Source organism: uncultured Nostoc sp. (genome assembly GCF_937863485.1).
Classification (GTDB): Bacteria; Cyanobacteriota; Cyanobacteriia; order Cyanobacteriales; family Nostocaceae; genus Nostoc.
Map to the genome: position 1 here is coordinate 1 of NZ_CALMFY010000036.1, position 17,387 is coordinate 17,387.

General features: G+C 40.5%; 14 protein-coding genes and 2 pseudogenes. 6 read left to right on the forward strand and 10 right to left on the reverse strand.

Features of this window, described 5'->3' with window-relative positions; all coding sequences use genetic code 11:
- Positions 1–477 (reverse strand): annotated as a pseudogene (locus Q0541_RS04880) (hypothetical protein); the annotation flags it as partial.
- A gap of 173 nt (positions 478–650) precedes the next feature.
- Here Q0541_RS04880 and Q0541_RS04885 point away from each other — a divergent pair.
- Positions 651–1,313, forward strand: a complete 663-nt coding sequence (locus tag Q0541_RS04885) for a cadmium resistance transporter (RefSeq protein WP_298906346.1) — start codon at positions 651–653, stop codon at positions 1,311–1,313.
- Between the two features lie 250 nt (positions 1,314–1,563).
- Here Q0541_RS04885 and Q0541_RS04890 read toward each other — a convergent pair whose 3' ends face one another.
- The 3 genes from Q0541_RS04890 to Q0541_RS04900 form a co-directional block, all read right to left on the reverse strand.
- The gene (locus tag Q0541_RS04890) at positions 1,564–2,361 is read right to left on the reverse strand and encodes a sulfite exporter TauE/SafE family protein (protein WP_298906350.1); all 798 of its coding nucleotides are present in this window, start codon (positions 2,359–2,361) and stop codon (positions 1,564–1,566) included.
- 1,217 nt (positions 2,362–3,578) lie between these two features.
- A complete protein-coding gene (locus tag Q0541_RS04895) occupies positions 3,579–3,707 on the reverse strand; it encodes a hypothetical protein (protein WP_298906353.1) in 129 nt (42 codons plus the stop codon).
- A gap of 3 nt (positions 3,708–3,710) precedes the next feature.
- Positions 3,711–4,358 carry a hypothetical protein gene (locus Q0541_RS04900; protein ID WP_298906356.1) on the reverse strand — a complete coding sequence of 216 codons (648 nt, stop codon included), beginning with the start codon at positions 4,356–4,358 and terminating at the stop codon, positions 3,711–3,713.
- An 805-nt stretch (positions 4,359–5,163) separates the two neighbouring features.
- On the opposite strand from Q0541_RS04900, the gene Q0541_RS04905 reads away from it, so the two are divergent.
- Entirely contained in the window at positions 5,164–5,820 is a 657-nt protein-coding gene (locus Q0541_RS04905; protein WP_298906358.1) for a hypothetical protein, read from the forward strand.
- 298 nt (positions 5,821–6,118) lie between these two features.
- Here the strand turns inward: Q0541_RS04905 and Q0541_RS04910 are convergent, their stop codons facing one another.
- From Q0541_RS04910 to Q0541_RS04935, 6 genes are all read right to left on the reverse strand, one after another.
- The gene (locus Q0541_RS04910) at positions 6,119–9,277 is read right to left on the reverse strand and encodes an MFS transporter (protein ID WP_298906363.1); all 3,159 of its coding nucleotides are present in this window, start codon (positions 9,275–9,277) and stop codon (positions 6,119–6,121) included.
- Positions 9,278–9,491: 214 nt separating this feature from the next.
- Positions 9,492–10,013, reverse strand: a complete 522-nt coding sequence (locus tag Q0541_RS04915) for a hypothetical protein (protein WP_273762476.1) — start codon at positions 10,011–10,013, stop codon at positions 9,492–9,494.
- Positions 10,014–10,081: 68 nt separating this feature from the next.
- On the reverse strand, positions 10,082–10,519 hold the full coding sequence (locus Q0541_RS04920; RefSeq protein ID WP_298906367.1) for a hypothetical protein: 438 nt from the start codon (positions 10,517–10,519) through the stop codon (positions 10,082–10,084).
- Between the two features lie 219 nt (positions 10,520–10,738).
- Positions 10,739–10,948: an acetyltransferase gene (locus Q0541_RS04925; protein WP_298906369.1), complete on the reverse strand. Its 210-nt coding sequence runs from the start codon at positions 10,946–10,948 to the stop codon at positions 10,739–10,741.
- Between the two features lie 33 nt (positions 10,949–10,981).
- The gene (locus tag Q0541_RS04930; RefSeq protein WP_298906371.1) at positions 10,982–11,191 is read right to left on the reverse strand and encodes a hypothetical protein; all 210 of its coding nucleotides are present in this window, start codon (positions 11,189–11,191) and stop codon (positions 10,982–10,984) included.
- 107 nt (positions 11,192–11,298) lie between these two features.
- Positions 11,299–12,183, reverse strand: coding sequence for a DUF2382 domain-containing protein (locus Q0541_RS04935; protein WP_298906375.1), 885 nt, complete (start codon positions 12,181–12,183; stop codon positions 11,299–11,301).
- A 1,002-nt stretch (positions 12,184–13,185) separates the two neighbouring features.
- Here Q0541_RS04935 and Q0541_RS04940 point away from each other — a divergent pair.
- From Q0541_RS04940 to Q0541_RS34310, 4 genes and pseudogenes are all read left to right on the forward strand, one after another.
- On the forward strand, positions 13,186–13,635 hold the full coding sequence (locus Q0541_RS04940; protein ID WP_298906378.1) for a CAAD domain-containing protein: 450 nt from the start codon (positions 13,186–13,188) through the stop codon (positions 13,633–13,635).
- Between the two features lie 466 nt (positions 13,636–14,101).
- Positions 14,102–14,287 (forward strand): hypothetical protein, encoded by a 186-nt coding sequence (locus Q0541_RS04945; RefSeq protein WP_298906380.1) that lies wholly within the window; start codon positions 14,102–14,104, stop codon positions 14,285–14,287.
- Between the two features lie 32 nt (positions 14,288–14,319).
- Positions 14,320–16,038: a PRC-barrel domain-containing protein gene (locus Q0541_RS04950; RefSeq protein WP_298906383.1), complete on the forward strand. Its 1,719-nt coding sequence runs from the start codon at positions 14,320–14,322 to the stop codon at positions 16,036–16,038.
- A 292-nt stretch (positions 16,039–16,330) separates the two neighbouring features.
- Positions 16,331–16,962: pseudogene (locus Q0541_RS34310) on the forward strand (aquaporin).
- Positions 16,963–17,387: the final 425 nt, after the last annotated feature.

Consider the following 17,387-nt stretch of genomic DNA (forward strand, 5'->3'; position numbering starts at 1 on the left):
CGGCATACGAGATCTAGTACGGTCTCGTGGGCTCGGAGATGTGTATAAGAGACAGGTACCAGTGCCAGTGATAGTTTCATTTCCGTTTCCAGCTTTTAAACTGCCACTGTTGCTAATGCCAATTCCACTTCCGCTGTTTCTATTACCAAGGTTGTCATCAATACCAGTGCTAGTGATAGTGCTAGCGCCTATAAATTTCAAGCCAGTACCGATGCCACTGATAATGTCACTTCCATCCCCTGCATTGAGAGTACCACTGTTATTGATGCCGATGCCAGTAACAGGTTTGTTAGGCTTAGTACCACCTGTGCTAGGCTTACCAGTACCAGTAATACTGTCGTTTCCTGAAAATGTACTAATCACACCTGGATTTAAAATATTAATACCAATCGCCACAGATGCATTTGACTCTTCTGCGACTAAAGTATCGATCCCAGAAGTACCAATAAAATTAGGTGGAACTGTAAGTCTAGGCATTGACAAAATCCTCTCTATGAGAATAATTACTTTGTCATTTTAAAACTTAGTTGTGCCAGAAGGTTAAAATGATTCGTAATTGATAAAGACGTTATCAAGTCTGCAAGCGTCATTACGAATTAGTAATTAGTTAATTTGGTATGGTGATAAATTGTAGGTTCTAAAAATCCAGCATGAGTAAGCTAGGGACAACCTTCAGTGAAGGAATAATTGCTTTCATGGCCACTAACATAGATGACATTATTATCTTATTAATATTTTTTTCACAGGTAGATGTTAATTTTCGACGACGGCATATCTTACTCGGTCAATATCTAGGTTTTACAGCCATTATCATCGCTAGCTTACCAGGATTTTTTGGTGGATTGGTTATACAGCGAGAATGGATAGGATTGCTAGGACTGCTACCAATAGCAATTGGGATTCAACAATTAATATATAGAAAAGAAGAAAATATAACAGTTCAGACAGTCAGTAGTGATTTTAGTCAGTCTACATCTACTAACCCCGTATTGTCTTTTATTTTGAGTGTTTTGCATCCCCAAACCTATAAAGTGGCAGCAGTAACTGTTGCTAATGGTGGTGACAATATTAGTATATATATCCCTTTATTCGCTGGTCATGATCTTGCCAGCTTGGGAGTAATTCTAAGTATATTTTTTGTCATGGTAGGGGTTTGGTGTGCGATCGCCTATTTTTTAAGCCGTCAACCTACCATTGCTTATATTTTAAGTCGCTATGGTAAAGCTGTTGTACCTTTTGTATTAATTGGCTTGGGTTTGTTCATTATCTATGAACGAGGTACATTCACTCTACTACCTTGGCTGAGAAGTTAATCAATTAAGACTTACGCACAGGTAACGGAAAATCGAACCACAGAGGCACAGAGAAGCCAGTGCGCCCTTGCGGTTCCCCGACTTGTTCGCGCAGCGTCTCCCCTTCTCCCAAAGGGAGAGGCTAGCGCCAAGGGAGAAGCAACTGGCGCGACACGGAGGAATAAGAATTTGAGAAGTATTTTGCGTAAGTCCTGTCAATGTTGGATGTTGAATGCTGGATTTTGAACCCCAATCTAAAATCTAAAATTTGTCATACTTGATGAACTAATTTCCAGCTCACCATCATCAAGATGGCATAAATGATAAACCGTAGTGGGCGTTGTGGAGCTACCTGGCAGATTTTAGCGCCTAGTAACACTCCTGGAACAGAGCCTAGCCATATAGGCACTACCAAACTCCAATCAACTGTTCCCAGGCTGAGGTGACCGAGGGCTGTAAACAGCAGTAAAATTGCTGCGTGTGAAATATCTGTACCCACTAACTTCCGTGCATCGAGGCGGAAAAACCCAATCAGCACTAGGGCAAACATTGAACCTGAGGAGACGCTAGTTAGACCAACCAAACAGCCTAAAATTGCTCCTAAACTGATTGTCATGATCCGACCCAAATTAGTTTCTAAGTCTAACTTTGGGAGTTCAGGTAAATTAAATTTCGGGATAAAAGTCAATAACAACAATTGCACTAGTGCTAATACTGTGACTAGCAAAATCATCCCGCCAAGCAAACGGAACAAGATGTTATCTAGGTTATACTCACCTGTACGTTTAATGAAGTGCAAAATCCCCACCCCGAACAGTGAGCCTGGAACACTCCCAAATGCCAGCCATTTGACAACTTCTATATCAAGGGTTTTCTGTTCCCAATGTTTGACGCTACCAACAATCTTCATTAATGTGGCAGCCACAACATCAGAACTCACAGCGATGGAAGGCGGAACCTGAAAAACAAAAATCAACATTGGGGTAATGAGAGAGGCTCCGCCAATTCCCGTCAAACCAACGATGATGCCAACAAAAAAGCTTAAGAACGGTAGTAATAAATAGTGCATACTCTTCTGAGGTTTCAACAATCAGTTATCAGTTATCAGAGTCCTGTTGAGTCTCCCACTTCTATAAAGTGAGCAGCGTAGGTCAGGGTTTAAATCCCAAACGAAGCCTTGATAACTGTTCACTGACTTAACTACAAGCAGCTAGAACTGAAAGTCAGCTAAAGCTTCACTGCTAGAGAGCAGCAACTGCGCCAAACTATAGCCCAGTGGTAGATAGAGCTAGTCATGGCAAGTTATTGTGTTTCTCAAAGGATGAGTGACACAAAGGTTATCCAGCTAAAAGTTAGGGGAGAGAGAGGATTCCTGGACAACTTAAAACCTGTCTGAAAGTTTTTGGAAGCATGACAACTGGCATTTAGCGGAAACAGACTTTGATAACTGCTTAGGGGTCAGTTGTTCTGCTAAACTCAACTTCTAACTGGTTTTTTGCGCTTTTACATGTAAAAGCTCGTAAGGCGATGCACTTACCGTATTTTACTTGTAAGCATGATCAAACGTCCAGCGTATTCGTGTTGTATATCGCTAGATCCTCTGGATAATACACAGCAGCTGATTAAACTTCTGAGGACTGGTTGTAAAAAAAAATACCTAAGATTTAATAACGATAGGGATAAGACGACTTATATGATGTCCGACTGATTAGTTGTCATTGCGTACTCCAAAGGATAACCCGTTCGCCTTGGTCTTTGCCAGGAGAAGGGTACGAAGTGTTCGCGGTAGCGTCTTGTAGAGTTGCAATCTCCGAACCACAAGTGAATTGGAACTCTACAAGACGTTCCGCGAACGTTCCATTTATCTACGAGACGCACTCACGTTTGTTACACTCGCAATGACATAGTTATATTTATTCGATTCACAGATTAATGGATATGCGATCGCTAAATTCACTCATGATGAATTTAACTGGATAGTCTACCGTGTTGATAGGAAAGACCACGATAAACACGAAGGACGTAATGTATCTACTAATCGTGTAAAAAAAAAGCTTGTTCAATCTATGAAGTACAAGCCAAATGGGATTAAACTAAGAAATTCTCTTGAATGAAACAAGGATTCGTAATTACATTGCTGGGATTATCGCTCTTTTATGTCTCTGGTGAGATAAAAATAAGATGATAATTTTAAATCTTATTCAAAACCTGGGCTTGAACACTTGTTTAAGAATCATAACCAAAAATGGTTAAAGTGCAGCTTTTTTAGAAAGATATAATACTACATTAAATATCTGGTTCTTGCAGCCATCGGGCGACCCTACCCGCCAAGAGGTAGAATAGTACAGACACTTGATGAAATTCCGGTAATAATTTCTCGCCTAACGCTTCAATCTGCTCAGAACCAGGATACATGGTCTATTGAATATTACCAATAGGAGAATTAAGTTTAAGTTTAATGTTTGTACCTTTTTTGAGAGCAACTTCTCCACCAGGGCTAGATAAAACAAAAGCAGCCGCAGCTGTACCACCTGCTAGTCCACCATGCTTGAATTTAGCTTGATTACCAAGAAAATGTCCGGCAACTGTACCGCCTAAAACAATGCCTGCATTTTGAATGAACTTACCTTTAGTTTTTGTTTCTAAGAGAGTATTTGTTAAAGTAGCATCAATGGGATAAGATGCTCCATTTTTTAGCGAAATATCATCAAAAACCAAATGTAAACTCGCTTTTTTACCTTTGGCAGCTTTGACTACATCTTCCAGATGTCCTTGAATTTGACCATCTTTAAGAACTTGATCTCCTCCTTTCAAGGAATTCTTAATTTTTAATATAAAGTTGTCATTATTTTGATTTTTCCCTGTAGATATATTTTCTTGAAGAACAGTATCAAAACTTGTTCCTGTTGGTACGGATATTTGATTGTTAGACTGACTAGATTTACTATCAGTTATTGCAGTTTTGTTATTAGTAGGAATGCTGTTGGTCTGGCTACTAGTTTTATTACAGGCGACTGTGCTACTCAAGAGAATAGCACTCAATAATAATGGAAAAAATTTTTTCATGGCGACGGTATTGATGAAATGAATAATAACAAGACAATCTTTTCAGAAAAACAAAAACTACATCAGCTAAAACTTTCTAATCAAAATCTGCTTACTTTCCAGATTATACTCCTAAAATTCATTAAAAATTAATACATAAAATCCAATAAGTGAAAAAAATAACTAATAGCGTTATTCAAGTTAACCACAGATTTTCGTAGGGATATAGCAATGCCGTGCCCCTATAAAAATCTGTGGTTAAATTAACTGAAAATAGCTGTAAACTAAAGCGCAATAATCCCAAATGGCAGGGCTGAGGGAATCCCTAAAATCAAAAGTCTAAACGTTACTTCAGCACCCAGAAATATGATTTCTATCCCTGTTCCAAAAATCCAACCCCGTAATCTAGTCAGTCAGGGGGTGGCTTACCTAATATTTGCTGCTTGTGGATTACGAACTTGCAATTCATGACCCACTACACACCAAAATAAAAATTTATAATTAAATCTAGTTTATCACCTCCAAAAACAATTATTAATTCAAATAAGAGGATTCACTTTTTTGGAATAATTACAAGCTAAATTACAGAAAGTTTATGAATATAAAATTGGAGATAATCCCAACTTTACTCAAAAGCTAAAGAAAAACTCAAAACTTTGATGATTGATTCCATCTTGAAAGATATATAATAAAGAGGAAAGTTTCTGATCATGATTACAAGTAACAGTGGAGATTAAATCAGAAATAATTAACTGGTTGACTTCACTGAAAAATGGTTAACAAAGAAACTTCAGAAACAAGCAAACAAGTAAAGGAGTGATAGGCTATGTCATACGTAGATCGAACTGGAGATAATATCGTTAGTGAACCAGTTGTTACTAATCAATTAGTCGATTATCATGACCGTGTTCGTTGGGGTCCCATAATATCTGGACTATTAGTTGCTGTAGCAACTCAGTTAGTTTTGAGCGCCTTGTTTGGTGCAATCGGTGCAGGTTCTGTAGCAGAATCAGGTAGACCTAGAACAATTGCATCTGATGTTGCTGGTCATGTGGGAATTTGGTCAATTATTGGTTTATTGATATCTCTATTGACTGGGGGCTGGGTAACAGCCCGTGCTTGTGGTCCAATGAACCGCAATACAGCTCTTCTCAACGGTGCAATTCTTTGGGCAACAACTTTGGCTTTAAGCTCTTGGCTTTTAGCAAGTGGTGTATCAGGTGCTTTTGGAATTGCTGCTTCAAATGCTGGACAAGTTATTAACCAGGTGCAACAGTCAGGTGGTCTGAATATACCGCAAAACACACCGAATGTATCTGCCCAAGAAACTCGTGATATTGCATCAAATGTACGTCAAGGATTGTGGTCGTTTGTATTCGGTTCCTTATTAGGCTTAGTCGCCTCAATGATTGGAGCTGCTGCTGGAGCTCGTAGCCCCCGCGTACAGAGAAGTGAAGTGTACAGAAGTGAAAGAGTAAGCTAACTGCTTAAGAATTGAGTAGCCAATCATCAGCAGTCAGAAAAATATTTGCTGCTATCTAATTGGTACGTGACTATCGTCGAGACTTGTGATCATTCCTTTCTATTCATATAGCAATCAGGAATCAAACGCGCAGAAAATATTAAGAGAAAAATCTTGATTTTACAAACATTCCGACCTTAATTCCTAATCGCGGATCATTTAAGACTGCTATAGTTTCTGAAATTTTTCATTGCTGAGTCAGGGAAGAATATAGTTAAGCCTCTCTTTTGAGAGGCTTAACCATGAACTTGTAAAACCTTTAACCAAATAAGCTAAAACCTGATACAGCCAAGGCTCCGGCTATTGCTGAAGCCGTCAAAGAAACAAAAGCTGTATTAAATAACCACCAAGCAGCACCGGCAACAGTTTTTTTGGTTTCAACAGCTTGCTTTTGTGCTTGCTCTTTAATTGCATTCAGGCGTTTTTGAGTTTCTTTCTGGATGCGTTCGGCTCGATGCAGTACGCTATCCCGTGTAGCTTCAATTTGGTCGATAATCTTGTTAGCTTGGGCTTCGGAAATATCCTCACGCGAACTGAGGACAGCAACTAGAGTATCACGGTCAAATTGACCAAGGCGATCGCGCAAAGCCTCAAATCCAGATTGCGGGTCATCAAACAATTGAGCAAAATCTTGCTGGATGCCTTCATAATTGAGTTCAGGACGATCGAGTGAGTTGAGAGAGTTGCGAATGTTCCCAAAAACACCATCAAGGACTGATTGCACTTTTTGCTGAATCTGCTGATATTGTTCCACAATCGAGTTACGTACAGAATCGATTTGATCGACAATCCGGTTAGCTTCTTCTTCTGAGATATCCTCACGTTGGGACAGCAAAGCCACGATTGTAGAACGGTCGAATTTGGAAACACGCTCACCTAAAGAAGACACTCCGGCACTAGGAGAAGACAGCAATAATTGCAAATCACGTTTAATACTATCAGGGTTGAGTTCTTCTTTATTAGTATTACGCAGATAGTTTTCCAGATTAGCTTCAAACTCCTGCGCTTTTTGAGTAGCACGGTTTGCCAAGCGTTGCGGTGCTTTGACAATGTTATTAATGGCTTGTTGTGTTGAGTCGATAGTACGGTTTACTTGCTCCTCGCTCAAGTCTCCCCGTTGCGTCAGCAGCTTAACTAAAGTTTCGCGATCTACTTGTGAAAGCCTCTCTCTGAGTGCATCAGTCCCTTCTTTAGGGTCAGCCAGTAATTTTTGCAAGTCTTGTTGAATACCTTCTGGGTTAAGTTCTTCCAGATTGGTATTGCGGAGATATTCACTAATCGCACTTGTAGTTTTCTCGTACTGCTGTTTCGCTGTCTCGGCTGCTTTTTGCGGAGCTTGCAAAACGTTATCTCTTACTGTGAGCAACTGGTCAATGGTTTGGTTTACCTGCTCCTCACTCAAATCTTGCCGCTGACTTAGCAATTTAACCAAAGTATCGCGGTCAAATTCTGATAATCTTCCTCTTAAAGCGGAAAGTCCTGCTTGTGGGTCTTCTAACAAAGTACCAAAATCGCGCTTGATACCTTCAGGATTGAGTTCTTCTTTGTTGGTATTTCGCAGATATTCTTCTACGCTTTGCCGCACTTCATCAGCTTTAGCTTTAGCTTGGTCTTGCAGTTCTTTTGCTCGACCTAAGACATCATCGCGTGTACGCTCAAATTGACCAACAATATTATTAGCTTCCTCTTCTGAGATATCTTCGCGGTTAGCCAGTAGCTTAACTAAAGTATCGCGGTCAATTTCCGAAAATCTCTGAGTTAAATCTTCAATGCCCGCTTCTGGATCTTCCAGCAACTTTGTCAAGTCCCGCTCAATACCTTCAGGGTTGAGTTCGTCCTTCCCAGTTGAACGCAGGTAATCTTCTAGACGGGTGCGAAGATTTTGCGATTTTTCTGTTGTATCTGCCTGCTTAACAGTTTCTAAAACTTCCGTGCGAATGCTTTCCATCTGCTCAGAAATCTCTTTGACTCTGGCTTCGCTGATATCTTCCCGTTGCTTGAGTAAGTTAGCGAAATACTCTAAGTTTAATTCTTCCAATTGCCGTCTTACAGTTCCTGGGTTGGCATTCGGATCATAGATGACTTCTTTAAATTCATCTTGAATTGTAAGCCGGTTAAAGTGCCAAGGAAAAGAATTCAAGATGTATTCTTCTATATCTGCCTTGACAGTGTTATTCGGAAGTTCAGGCAATTTTTGACCTACAGAACTACCAAGCTTATTAGCTTGCTGGGTTGCTTGGTCTTTAAATTGTTGCAACTGCTGTGTAATTTTCTCGATATCAACTTGCTGAACTTTTCCAGACAATTGTTGTAGCTGTTTGGTAATTTTTTCTACATCTATTTGTGAAAAATCTACCCCTTTCAACACTCCTGGTAAAGCCGCACCTAAGCCAACTTTAATAGCTTGCTTAATTATTCCATTACCTAGCTGGCCATTGACACCAACAACTGTCGTTAATTGCTGAAGTTTCTCACCTAATTGCTCAGGTTGCAATTCTTCGGGAGTGGCTTGTTGGAGTAAATTAATTATTCGGTCGGTGGAATTTTGCCCTTGAGTAACTTGGTTCCAAGCACCTTGCAATTGGTCTGCAATTCCATTGATATCTGATTTTGAGAAATCTGTCCGAGAGCTAATTAAATCGACAAAAGTCTGGCGATTGACATTTTTTAGTAAATCACTATCAGCAATCGATTGTAAGTCTCCCTCTTTAAGCAGTTGATCAAATTGAGAGCGAATTTGTTTGGTATCAAGTTGCGGTAACTTTACATTAGCTAAAGAACTTTGCAATGTATTTTTGATACTATCTGGGTCAAAACCAGATGTGAGTTCCCGACGGACGGCGGCGGTAATTTCTTCAGCTGTAGAAACCATTTGATTTTTAGCAGCATTAGCACCCAAAGCTGTAGTTGCTACACCTGTAATTCCTTGCAAACCGCTAGTAACAGTGTTAACAACAGAACCAATTAAGGAGCCGACTGCACTGGAACCTACCCAAACGATCAGTGAGAAATAGGCAGACCAGATAACTACACCAATAATTGCTCCTAAAAGCGCACTTTCAATTAAGCTGAGTTTTACCGCTAAGAAGCTAGCGCTGAATAATGCAATAGTTACGGTAACAAGTGCCCACAAACCAGCAGCTGTTTCAACTTTGCGAATTGTACCACCCAAGCTTTCAGATTCATCAGAACTTGAGCTACCGCCAAGAGCTGAAATTCCTACAGCTATTGAGAAGTTTGTTAATAGTAATTGAAAGGCAAATGCCATCAATACACCAGCAAGTAATGCTACCAAAAATTTTGGGCCAGAAAAAACAAGTGATGCTGTTTCTGGTGTTAAAACTTCACTTCCGACCGGAATTTGTGCTATTCCTGGGAAATTCTCCAATTTCAATGCAGTAATCACACTATGAAACATCAGATTTCTCTCACTTAGAGCTTTGTTTACAATCTTTGCTAACAAGCTCTTGTATTCCCAAATAAAAGTCACTCAAATTAGTGTTAAGTTTCTCTCAAAACTGGAATACAAAGAGCTTGAGAAAGACAATTCCCCAAAGCAAGCATGACTTTTTGAGGATTGTCTTTAATCTTTTGAGCATCCATCTATGGATATATTTATCTAAGACGATCGCTTATTTCCGACCACCAAACCACTTAGCTGCGATCGCTCCTAAAGCTGCTCCGACAACTGGATTACTGAGAAACTTAATCAGCGCTGGTTGTTCAGCCATCACTTCTCGGAAGATATCAGGATGATTGTGATAAGTGAAAGATGCCAGTTTGCTCAGGTCATCTGCATTTATGTGCTTAGGATTATGGGAAGAAAGTCCTAAGTCTTTCTCTAGATGGCGCTCATCTAGACCTCTTTGCTTTAAGTGCTTGAAAAATGACCCGGCGACATCATCCCGTTCGTTAGGTTTAATCTGAGCGATCGCCTTCTGCAATTCTGGCTCCATCTGAGTAGGAGGAATGCTGTCATGGTTGAAAGACCGACCAAATAATTGACGACGTTCTTCGTGGGATGAGCGTTGAGCAAAATCGTCAAAATTTTGGTATTCCTTGCTTGGATCAGATGAAACATCATCCAAAGATTCTGTATTACCATGCGCTAAGTCATTCAGAATTTCGCGTTTATATTTGTCACTGCTGCTCATTTTAATTTTCTCCTTTTTTAGTTCAAATCAACGTAAATTAGCTTTTTGACTCCGGAAAATTGAGTTAATTATTTATACTCAATTTGAGATGATTGCACATCATACTGACCTGTCAAAATCAGTTTTTTGTCTGGTGCATAGAGCAAAACTGTTAAGTCTTGATTGGGGAAGTTTTTGTGGAAACCTTGGAGTAAGGATTTTGCTAATGGTCGCACTTCCGTCGGACGAACTTGAGGCGTAATCACGACACCTAACTTGTTGTTATCACGGACATAAGCATCTTGGACAATTCCCTTTGCTGTACCGATAACCCAGTTACCAAAATCTTGACCTTGGACGCTGTTACCACGCTCTAATAAGGCATAGTCACCACTACGACTGATTCCGGGTGGTAATTGAGTTGGTTGTTTAGCTTGAACCGTACCACTACAAGCGGCCGTTGTTGTTAGTACTAAAGCCAAGACTAAAGCCATTAAAATTTGGCGAAATTGTTGAATCATATTCACACTTGTCTCCTAAAAAAATAAGTTGGAAGTTCCACAATCCCAGTCTATAGCAATCCTATTTTAGTTATGAAAATTATCAAACCGCCAAGTCGTAAAGAACGCCGAGGATAAACAGAAAAGTTCATAAATCATTTAGAACTGCTATAAAGGTTTGAGTAATTGCTTGAATAAGCTCTAGCCTAAGATGCAACATACATGGCATGAATTTTAAGTAGATGTTCAAGCACTTTTGTAATTTGTATCTATCCAGCATTGTGGCAAGCTCTCACCAGAAGGAAAATTTAATTTGCCTTTCTCAAAAGATTCTGGGTCTTGTTCTTCTTCTCCCACCTGATATTGGCCTTTAACAGTAGTTTCTTTCTGGCTAAACAGTGCCTCAATGTCGAGGATTTCTACTAAATTGCCGCTCTCTTTTTCTTGTAGTAACATAGCAAAACTTAAGTTTGAGGTTTGAGGTTTAACTTACTCATGCATTCTTTTTAATAGTGTCAGCCCAACAGCATAAGGTGTACCACCCAAGAGTGCAGCAAGCGTCAAAAAGAACGTGCCGACAAGTTCAGCCAACGCAGACTTGAGGCTTTCTGGTTTGAAGAAGTCTCTCCTGTGGCTAAATCGGTAGATTAAATCTAATTGGGGATCTCTACAACTTTTGCGAATGAATACAGAAAGCAAATACATTTGCTCGATCACAAAAATGCCGAAAATCCTTGAAGAGATTCCAGACTTAGCCTGGAATCTTTGTGCTGTTTGACAAGGGATGAAGGCTAAAAGCAGTCTTCTTAAATACGGTCTTTGGGCAACTTACCAGTTTTTTCCTCAATAGTACGACCCTCAGCATCAACGTCTAACTCTTCACGTCGAATCGTTTCTTTAACTTCAACGGTTTCTTTGTCTACAACTTTTTGGACTCTGACTTCTTCGCGCACAAAAGCTTCTTTCTGGACATCAGCAACTTCTTCATAGAGTTCTATACGTGCTACCTCGCCCTCACCGAAGTTAGCTGTTTCAGCAGACACAACTTTGCCTGCATCTTGAGGAGTAACTCGCTCAATTACGACTCGCTCCCTTTCCACTGGAACAGAAACTCTTACAGTTTCTGTTTCAACGTGCTTGCCAATTGTCACTTCTCCAGTTTTCCGGCGCTGTTTGTTGGCAACTAGTCTTTCTTCGTAGAGTTTGAAGGTTTGGTCTTCATGAGCGTTGACATCATATAGATCCGCGTCGTTTGCATATGTGTAGTTGTTGCGATCATAAGTGGGAGCAGTGCGACCATCTGTCGATGCTACCGTAGCGGAACTTCCTACAGACGGCGTACGATATCCTCCACGCACCCGTTCTTCATAGTCGTAATCAAGCGCTGTATGTTCTTGATATTCAGGCAAATTTTCCGCTTGCTCTTTTGTGATCCCAACGGCATATACACGGTTTGCTCTAGAGTCAATACGCGATTTCCCTACTGGTAGTAATACTTTCTTGCCAAAAATCCAAAGGCCTAAGTCAATAATTAAATAGCGGAACGCTCCTTGTTCGTCTACTACAGCATCACTTACCGTGCCAATCTTCTCATCAGTTCCCTGAACATACACATCCATTCCTTTGATGTCGTTACCTTGAATAGCATCCCGGTAGTCTGTATCAAATTCACTTATTTTTTGCAGTGGCATTATTCTATTCCTTAAAAATGTACTGTTTCTTTTTTAGAATTTAGCACATTTAATTTAGATAAATCTTCTTTCCAAAGATTGAGTTAAATCATGTTGAACTTTAACAAAAAGTAGTAATTCAATCTAGTTTTACTTGCATGATGAAGAAGTCTTATTTCAACATCTTAACTTTTGTGACTCTAATGATGAAATAAATTATAACCCAATTTTGCCTGAAGGTAGTCTGGCAGCACTTTTCAGCCGATTATTTAACCCTGGATGAAAATAAGCCACTTAACAAAGTAGGGGTTTAAACCTTGTTCACGACTGTTGCACTAGGAAACTCTATAAGGCAATATTCATAAACCAGGACACCTCTATTGTTAATGTTTTTGTGACTAGGTTCTAGCATTTTTGTGACTAGTTTCTAGTCGGAAATGTCAGGTCATAACTCAGTAAAATTCATATATATTCATAATTTTCAGTTAGTTAAATTTCTTAAAACCTTACATTTTAATCAAATATCCTAATATTCTTTTAGCCCTTATTGTTTGAGTTAAAACCCTAATCTCACTCTAGAGGAAAAAAACTTACTCCAAAAGATTGATGATAAACTAATATGAAAATGCCTTAATGTTATTAAAGCCCTAATAAATTAAGCGATCGCTTCAATCGAGATGATTACTTAGTAATAATTAAAGGTAATGCTACTGAGAGTAAGCGTGCGGAAGCGATTCTCAAACAGCGAGGAATTGAGGATTTTATTATTGATGATGCCTCCGCAGGTGACAACTGAGGAGTTCGTCAAACAGTGAGTTTTGATAACGACAGTGAAGACTCTGCTGTCATCATTGTTGATTGCCGCCATGAAAATGTTTAACTTACTGTGTAAAGTCAAAAGTTCGTAGCTAAGAAAATAAAAGGCGTTAAAAATGTAGTTGTTAAAGCAACCGTTGCCAAAGTTGATAGCAACAAAGCCTAAACTTTAAAACTGTTCTCATTGCAGAAAATTAGGAGAGAATTATGGAAACTGAATTAGAGCAACAGCAATATGTTGATGCTGCATCCCAAAACCGGGTAGAAGCACTTAAAGGTTCAGAGGCTGGAAACTTGCCAATGTTACCGCCTGCCTCAGAAACTGAAGAACAATGGCAAAGAATTGGTAGACAGATTTCTACATTTTTGGCACAACTACCTGAGTACATAGGTAATTTCTACCAAGAATACAAACTACCAATTATTAGCTTTGCTTTGCTTGTAATAGTGGTTACGACATTGAGAATATTTCTAGCAGTACTGAACGCAATAAATAGTATTCCATTAGTTTCTCCAATTCTACAGTTCATTGGACTGGGTTACACAATTTGGTTTACTTTTCGCTATTTGCTCAAAGATTCTACTCGGCAAGAATTAGTAGGAGAAATTCGTTTGCTTAAAAAACAAATTTTAGGCATACAAGAATCCCAGGCTTAGAGCTAACTACAGTATAGTGGCGAATGAAAAAGTTTTTTTTCGCCATATATAGGAATTCTAAATCACTTGTGAAAAGTTAGATCCCCGACAACTTTTAGGAAGTCGGGGATTTGGACACCGCGAGTTTTCACAAATGAGATAGGACTACCATATATGTGTATTGAAATACTTGTGAGCAAATAAAAAGCCGAGTTTTACTTGATCATTGTACAAATATATAGGGGTGTGCGTTCAACTAGGTCGCCCCATCATTAGGACTAGCGCTAATTAAAATAGTTTAGGGAAATCCAAGTAATCAAATGCCCATATTTTTTGTGGAATTTATTTATTTTTAAAGAATAAACTAAGCGATCGCATATGGCGGGAGATAGATATATAAGTCCAATTAATAATGATGTAAACAACCATTATCTGATTTTTATAGCAAGCTTGGCGATAAAAAAACAACAAAAATTAAGAGGAAAAAATGCCTAGACTCGTAGGACAGCGCTCTAATACTGGAGCAAACATCACCGTTCTGATCATCCTTGTCGCCATTTTTGGGGTATTTATGGAATACTTTGGCGTTATTGACATCGTTCCCGGTTTTGGCAGAGAGGGACGATATTTTCAGCTAAAAATTCAGCCAACCAACGAACAAGTCACTAAATAACCCAATTAATAATAACTGCAAGGGATAGATAAATGCGTAAAGGTAGTGATGTGATCGATAAAGTAGTCGTCACCTCTGACAAGGGTCAGAAAATTCAGCGAATTCTAGATTTAATTTTTGATCACAAACGCAATCAACTTTTGGGTTTCCTGGTTGAAGAGAAGGGACTGTTTCGGGATGCAAAAGTTATTCCCATACAAGAGGTGCAAGCGATCGGGTCAGATGCGATCATAGTTAAATCGAAAGAATCTGTTGTTAAAGCACATCGTGTGCCTGCAATTAAAGAGATTCTGCACCAGAATATCGTACTAAGAGGAACAAGAATTCTGACCACTGAGGGACTTTACCTTGGTGGACTGGTGGATTTGTTCTTTGATGAGCATAGTGGACTGGTGGAAGGATACGAAGTTTCTGGCGGTGTATTTGCCGATGCTTATTCGGGGCGATCATTCGTTCCTGCTCCCGAAGCACTGATAATTGGTGACGATGTTGCCTTTGTGCCTCCAGAAACTGCTCAGATGATGGAAGAACAGGTTGGTGGTATCCGGGGAGCCGTCCAAGCAACTGAAGACAGGTTGCAAGAATCGGCTCAAACGGCTAACCGTAGGCTACAGTCAGCCAGCCAGAATGCAGGTGAGCAACTACAAAGCTCAGTAAATAACGTGAATAGCAGGCTACAGTCCGCCAGCCAGAATGCAGGTGAGCAACTGCAAAGCTCAGTAGAGAACGTGAACCGCAGGCTACAGTCAGCAAGCCAGAATGCAGGTGAGCAACTACAAGCCGCAACTGATGCTACTAGCAGCAAACTGCAAGACCTGAATCGAGATGCAGCTGCCTCCCTGACAAACAATTTGGTTAACCCTGCAAAGCAAAAAGTATATGTGATTGGCAAGCATGTTGAGCGGGATGTGCTAACTCCAGACGGTAGTGTACTGCTATTACAGGGGCAGTCAGTCACGCTAGTTAATGCAGAAGCGGCCGAGCGCTTAGGTATCCTCGATGAACTCTATCGAGCCACAGGTGGCAGTCTGACTGCCAATATCACCCGCAATTTGCAAGCAGCAACAGAATCTACTAGCAATCGAATTGGGAGTGCAACGATGAGCAGTGCTGCTAACCTACGTCACTCCGTTAATGGGCTGGCAGCACAGGCGATGCAGCAGGCGAGAGGGCGCAGAGTCCTGCAAACGGTGCGTGCTGAAGATGGCTTAATTATTGCGGCATCTGGGCAGATTGTAACTGAATCCGTCCTTGCTCGTGCCCAGACTTACGGCAAACAAGCAGAATTACTCAACGCTGCTGGTCTGGCTCTGGCAACTGCAGTTCGTTCTACCACAAGTGACACATGGTTAGAAACCAAAGTTCAACTGCGCCAGGGGGCAAGTGTCGCTCAAGAGAACCTCAACACTTTCTGGCAAGCCTTGAAACAGAAGGTAGAAATGCTACAAAGACGCAGCACACGGGCGATGAGGAAGCAACGAATTGAACTTGCACTGGGTCGTCCTGTTACCCGCGTCATTCTTGATCCAGAAGACAACGTGATTCTGAATGTGGGTGAATTGATTACGCATTGCGCTGTGCGTCAGGCTGAAGAAGGTGGAGTCCTGAATATCTTACTGAGTTCGGTCTATATTAAAGAGCCAGAAATCTCTGGTCAAGAGCTACGTGCCCAAGAACATGGAATGGCGGCCCTATCGCATCACGATAATGGGCGATCGCAACTTGAAGCCAAATCAATCACAGTCAACTAATGCCCGACTTTAATGCCTTTGGGCATTTTTTTCGTGTTTTGTGCTTTATCCGGTTCAATTGCTGCTGCCGTTATCGCGTTTATTTGCGGTAACAGGCATCATCTAGAGTGCGCTTTTTGTCAAACATGGGCAATTTTCGGGAATACTTTGTCGTTGCCCAAGACAATAACTCTACTACATCGACCTTCTGCTTCCTCTGCCTCTTTTTTTGACGAAGGTATTGATCGTGAATCGTTACTCATTAGCAAAACGATGTTTGGCGGAAGCTCTAGGTACAGCTTGGTTGGTTCTGATGGGCGTGGGTACTGCGGTGATCTCTGGTGCAATACCTTGGGTTGGAGTTACTGGAGTGGCGATCGCTTTTGGCTTAAGTTTGTTGACTGCTGCCTATACCTTCGGTTCTATTAGCGGCTGTCACATCAACCCCGCAGTCACAATTGGTTTTTGGGTAGCCAAGCAGTTTTCTTCCAAAGACGTTTTACCCTATATAGGGAGTCAGATTCTCGGCGGAATTTGGGGAGTACTATCCTGTTTTTGATTTGCATGGGGAAGCCTGAGTTTACAACAGCTAACTTTGGTTCTAATGGGGTGGGAATTCACTCCCCTGGTAACTATAGCTGGTGGGCTTGTGCATTAGCCGAATTCATTGTTACCTGTGGTTTTGTGCTGCTGATCTTGAGCGTTACATCTTCTCGCGCTCTCAAGCTGTCTGCACCCATCCCCATCGGTTTAGGGCTGACCTTAGCGCATCTGATCCTGATTCCTGTGACAAATGCCAGCGTCAATCCCGTGCGATCGCTAGCTACAGCTATCTTTACTCGCGGTTGGGCATTAGCCGACCTTTGGATTTTCATCGTCTTCCCAATTTTCGGTGGAGTTTTGGCGGGTATGGTTGCCCGATCATTGCAAAAACCGGACATCTAAGCTACCTACCAGTAAATAAATTTTCAGCCTACCCTTCGGTATTTATTTAACTTTCATTTATTGTTTTTTTTCTTTTCAATCTCTATAATCCACTTGGGATAAGAGCAATACGATTTTATTCGGTCGGACAAAACATGAGCGATCAGCGATCGCTAATACTGATGACAAAAGCAACTTTTGTTATAGTAGTGTGATTATTCCGCACCATAATTTATCTTCTTGAAATATCTCAACAAGATTTCGGTTAAATAATTTGATGCTTATGCTCTTGTTGCTGTCTGCATCAATCATTTACTAACCAAGTATTTATTTAATACAACAACTTGGGAAAATAGCCATTGGAAGTATAAAATTCATCCAATTATTCAATTTTAGTTGAAATCAATACCTGTTAAGGTCTAGTTGCAGTGTGTTGAGCAACTTGG

Bases quoted from the DNA above. Each gene is read 5' to 3' on its own strand.
- Q0541_RS04885 (WP_298906346.1), top strand. From the start codon at position 651: ATGAGTAAGCTAGGGACAACCTTCAGTGAAGGAATAATTGCTTTCATG.
- Q0541_RS04890 (WP_298906350.1), bottom strand. From the start codon at position 2,361: ATGCACTATTTATTACTACCGTTCTTAAGCTTTTTTGTTGGCATCATC.
- Q0541_RS04895 (WP_298906353.1), bottom strand. From the start codon at position 3,707: ATGTATCCTGGTTCTGAGCAGATTGAAGCGTTAGGCGAGAAATTATTA.
- Q0541_RS04900 (WP_298906356.1), bottom strand. From the start codon at position 4,358: ATGAAAAAATTTTTTCCATTATTATTGAGTGCTATTCTCTTGAGTAGC.
- Q0541_RS04905 (WP_298906358.1), top strand. From the start codon at position 5,164: ATGTCATACGTAGATCGAACTGGAGATAATATCGTTAGTGAACCAGTT.
- Q0541_RS04910 (WP_298906363.1), bottom strand. From the start codon at position 9,277: ATGTTTCATAGTGTGATTACTGCATTGAAATTGGAGAATTTCCCAGGA.
- Q0541_RS04915 (WP_273762476.1), bottom strand. From the start codon at position 10,013: ATGAGCAGCAGTGACAAATATAAACGCGAAATTCTGAATGACTTAGCG.
- Q0541_RS04925 (WP_298906369.1), bottom strand. From the start codon at position 10,948: ATGTTACTACAAGAAAAAGAGAGCGGCAATTTAGTAGAAATCCTCGAC.
- Q0541_RS04935 (WP_298906375.1), bottom strand. From the start codon at position 12,183: ATGCCACTGCAAAAAATAAGTGAATTTGATACAGACTACCGGGATGCT.
- Q0541_RS04940 (WP_298906378.1), top strand. From the start codon at position 13,186: ATGGAAACTGAATTAGAGCAACAGCAATATGTTGATGCTGCATCCCAA.
- Q0541_RS04945 (WP_298906380.1), top strand. From the start codon at position 14,102: ATGCCTAGACTCGTAGGACAGCGCTCTAATACTGGAGCAAACATCACC.
- Q0541_RS04950 (WP_298906383.1), top strand. From the start codon at position 14,320: ATGCGTAAAGGTAGTGATGTGATCGATAAAGTAGTCGTCACCTCTGAC.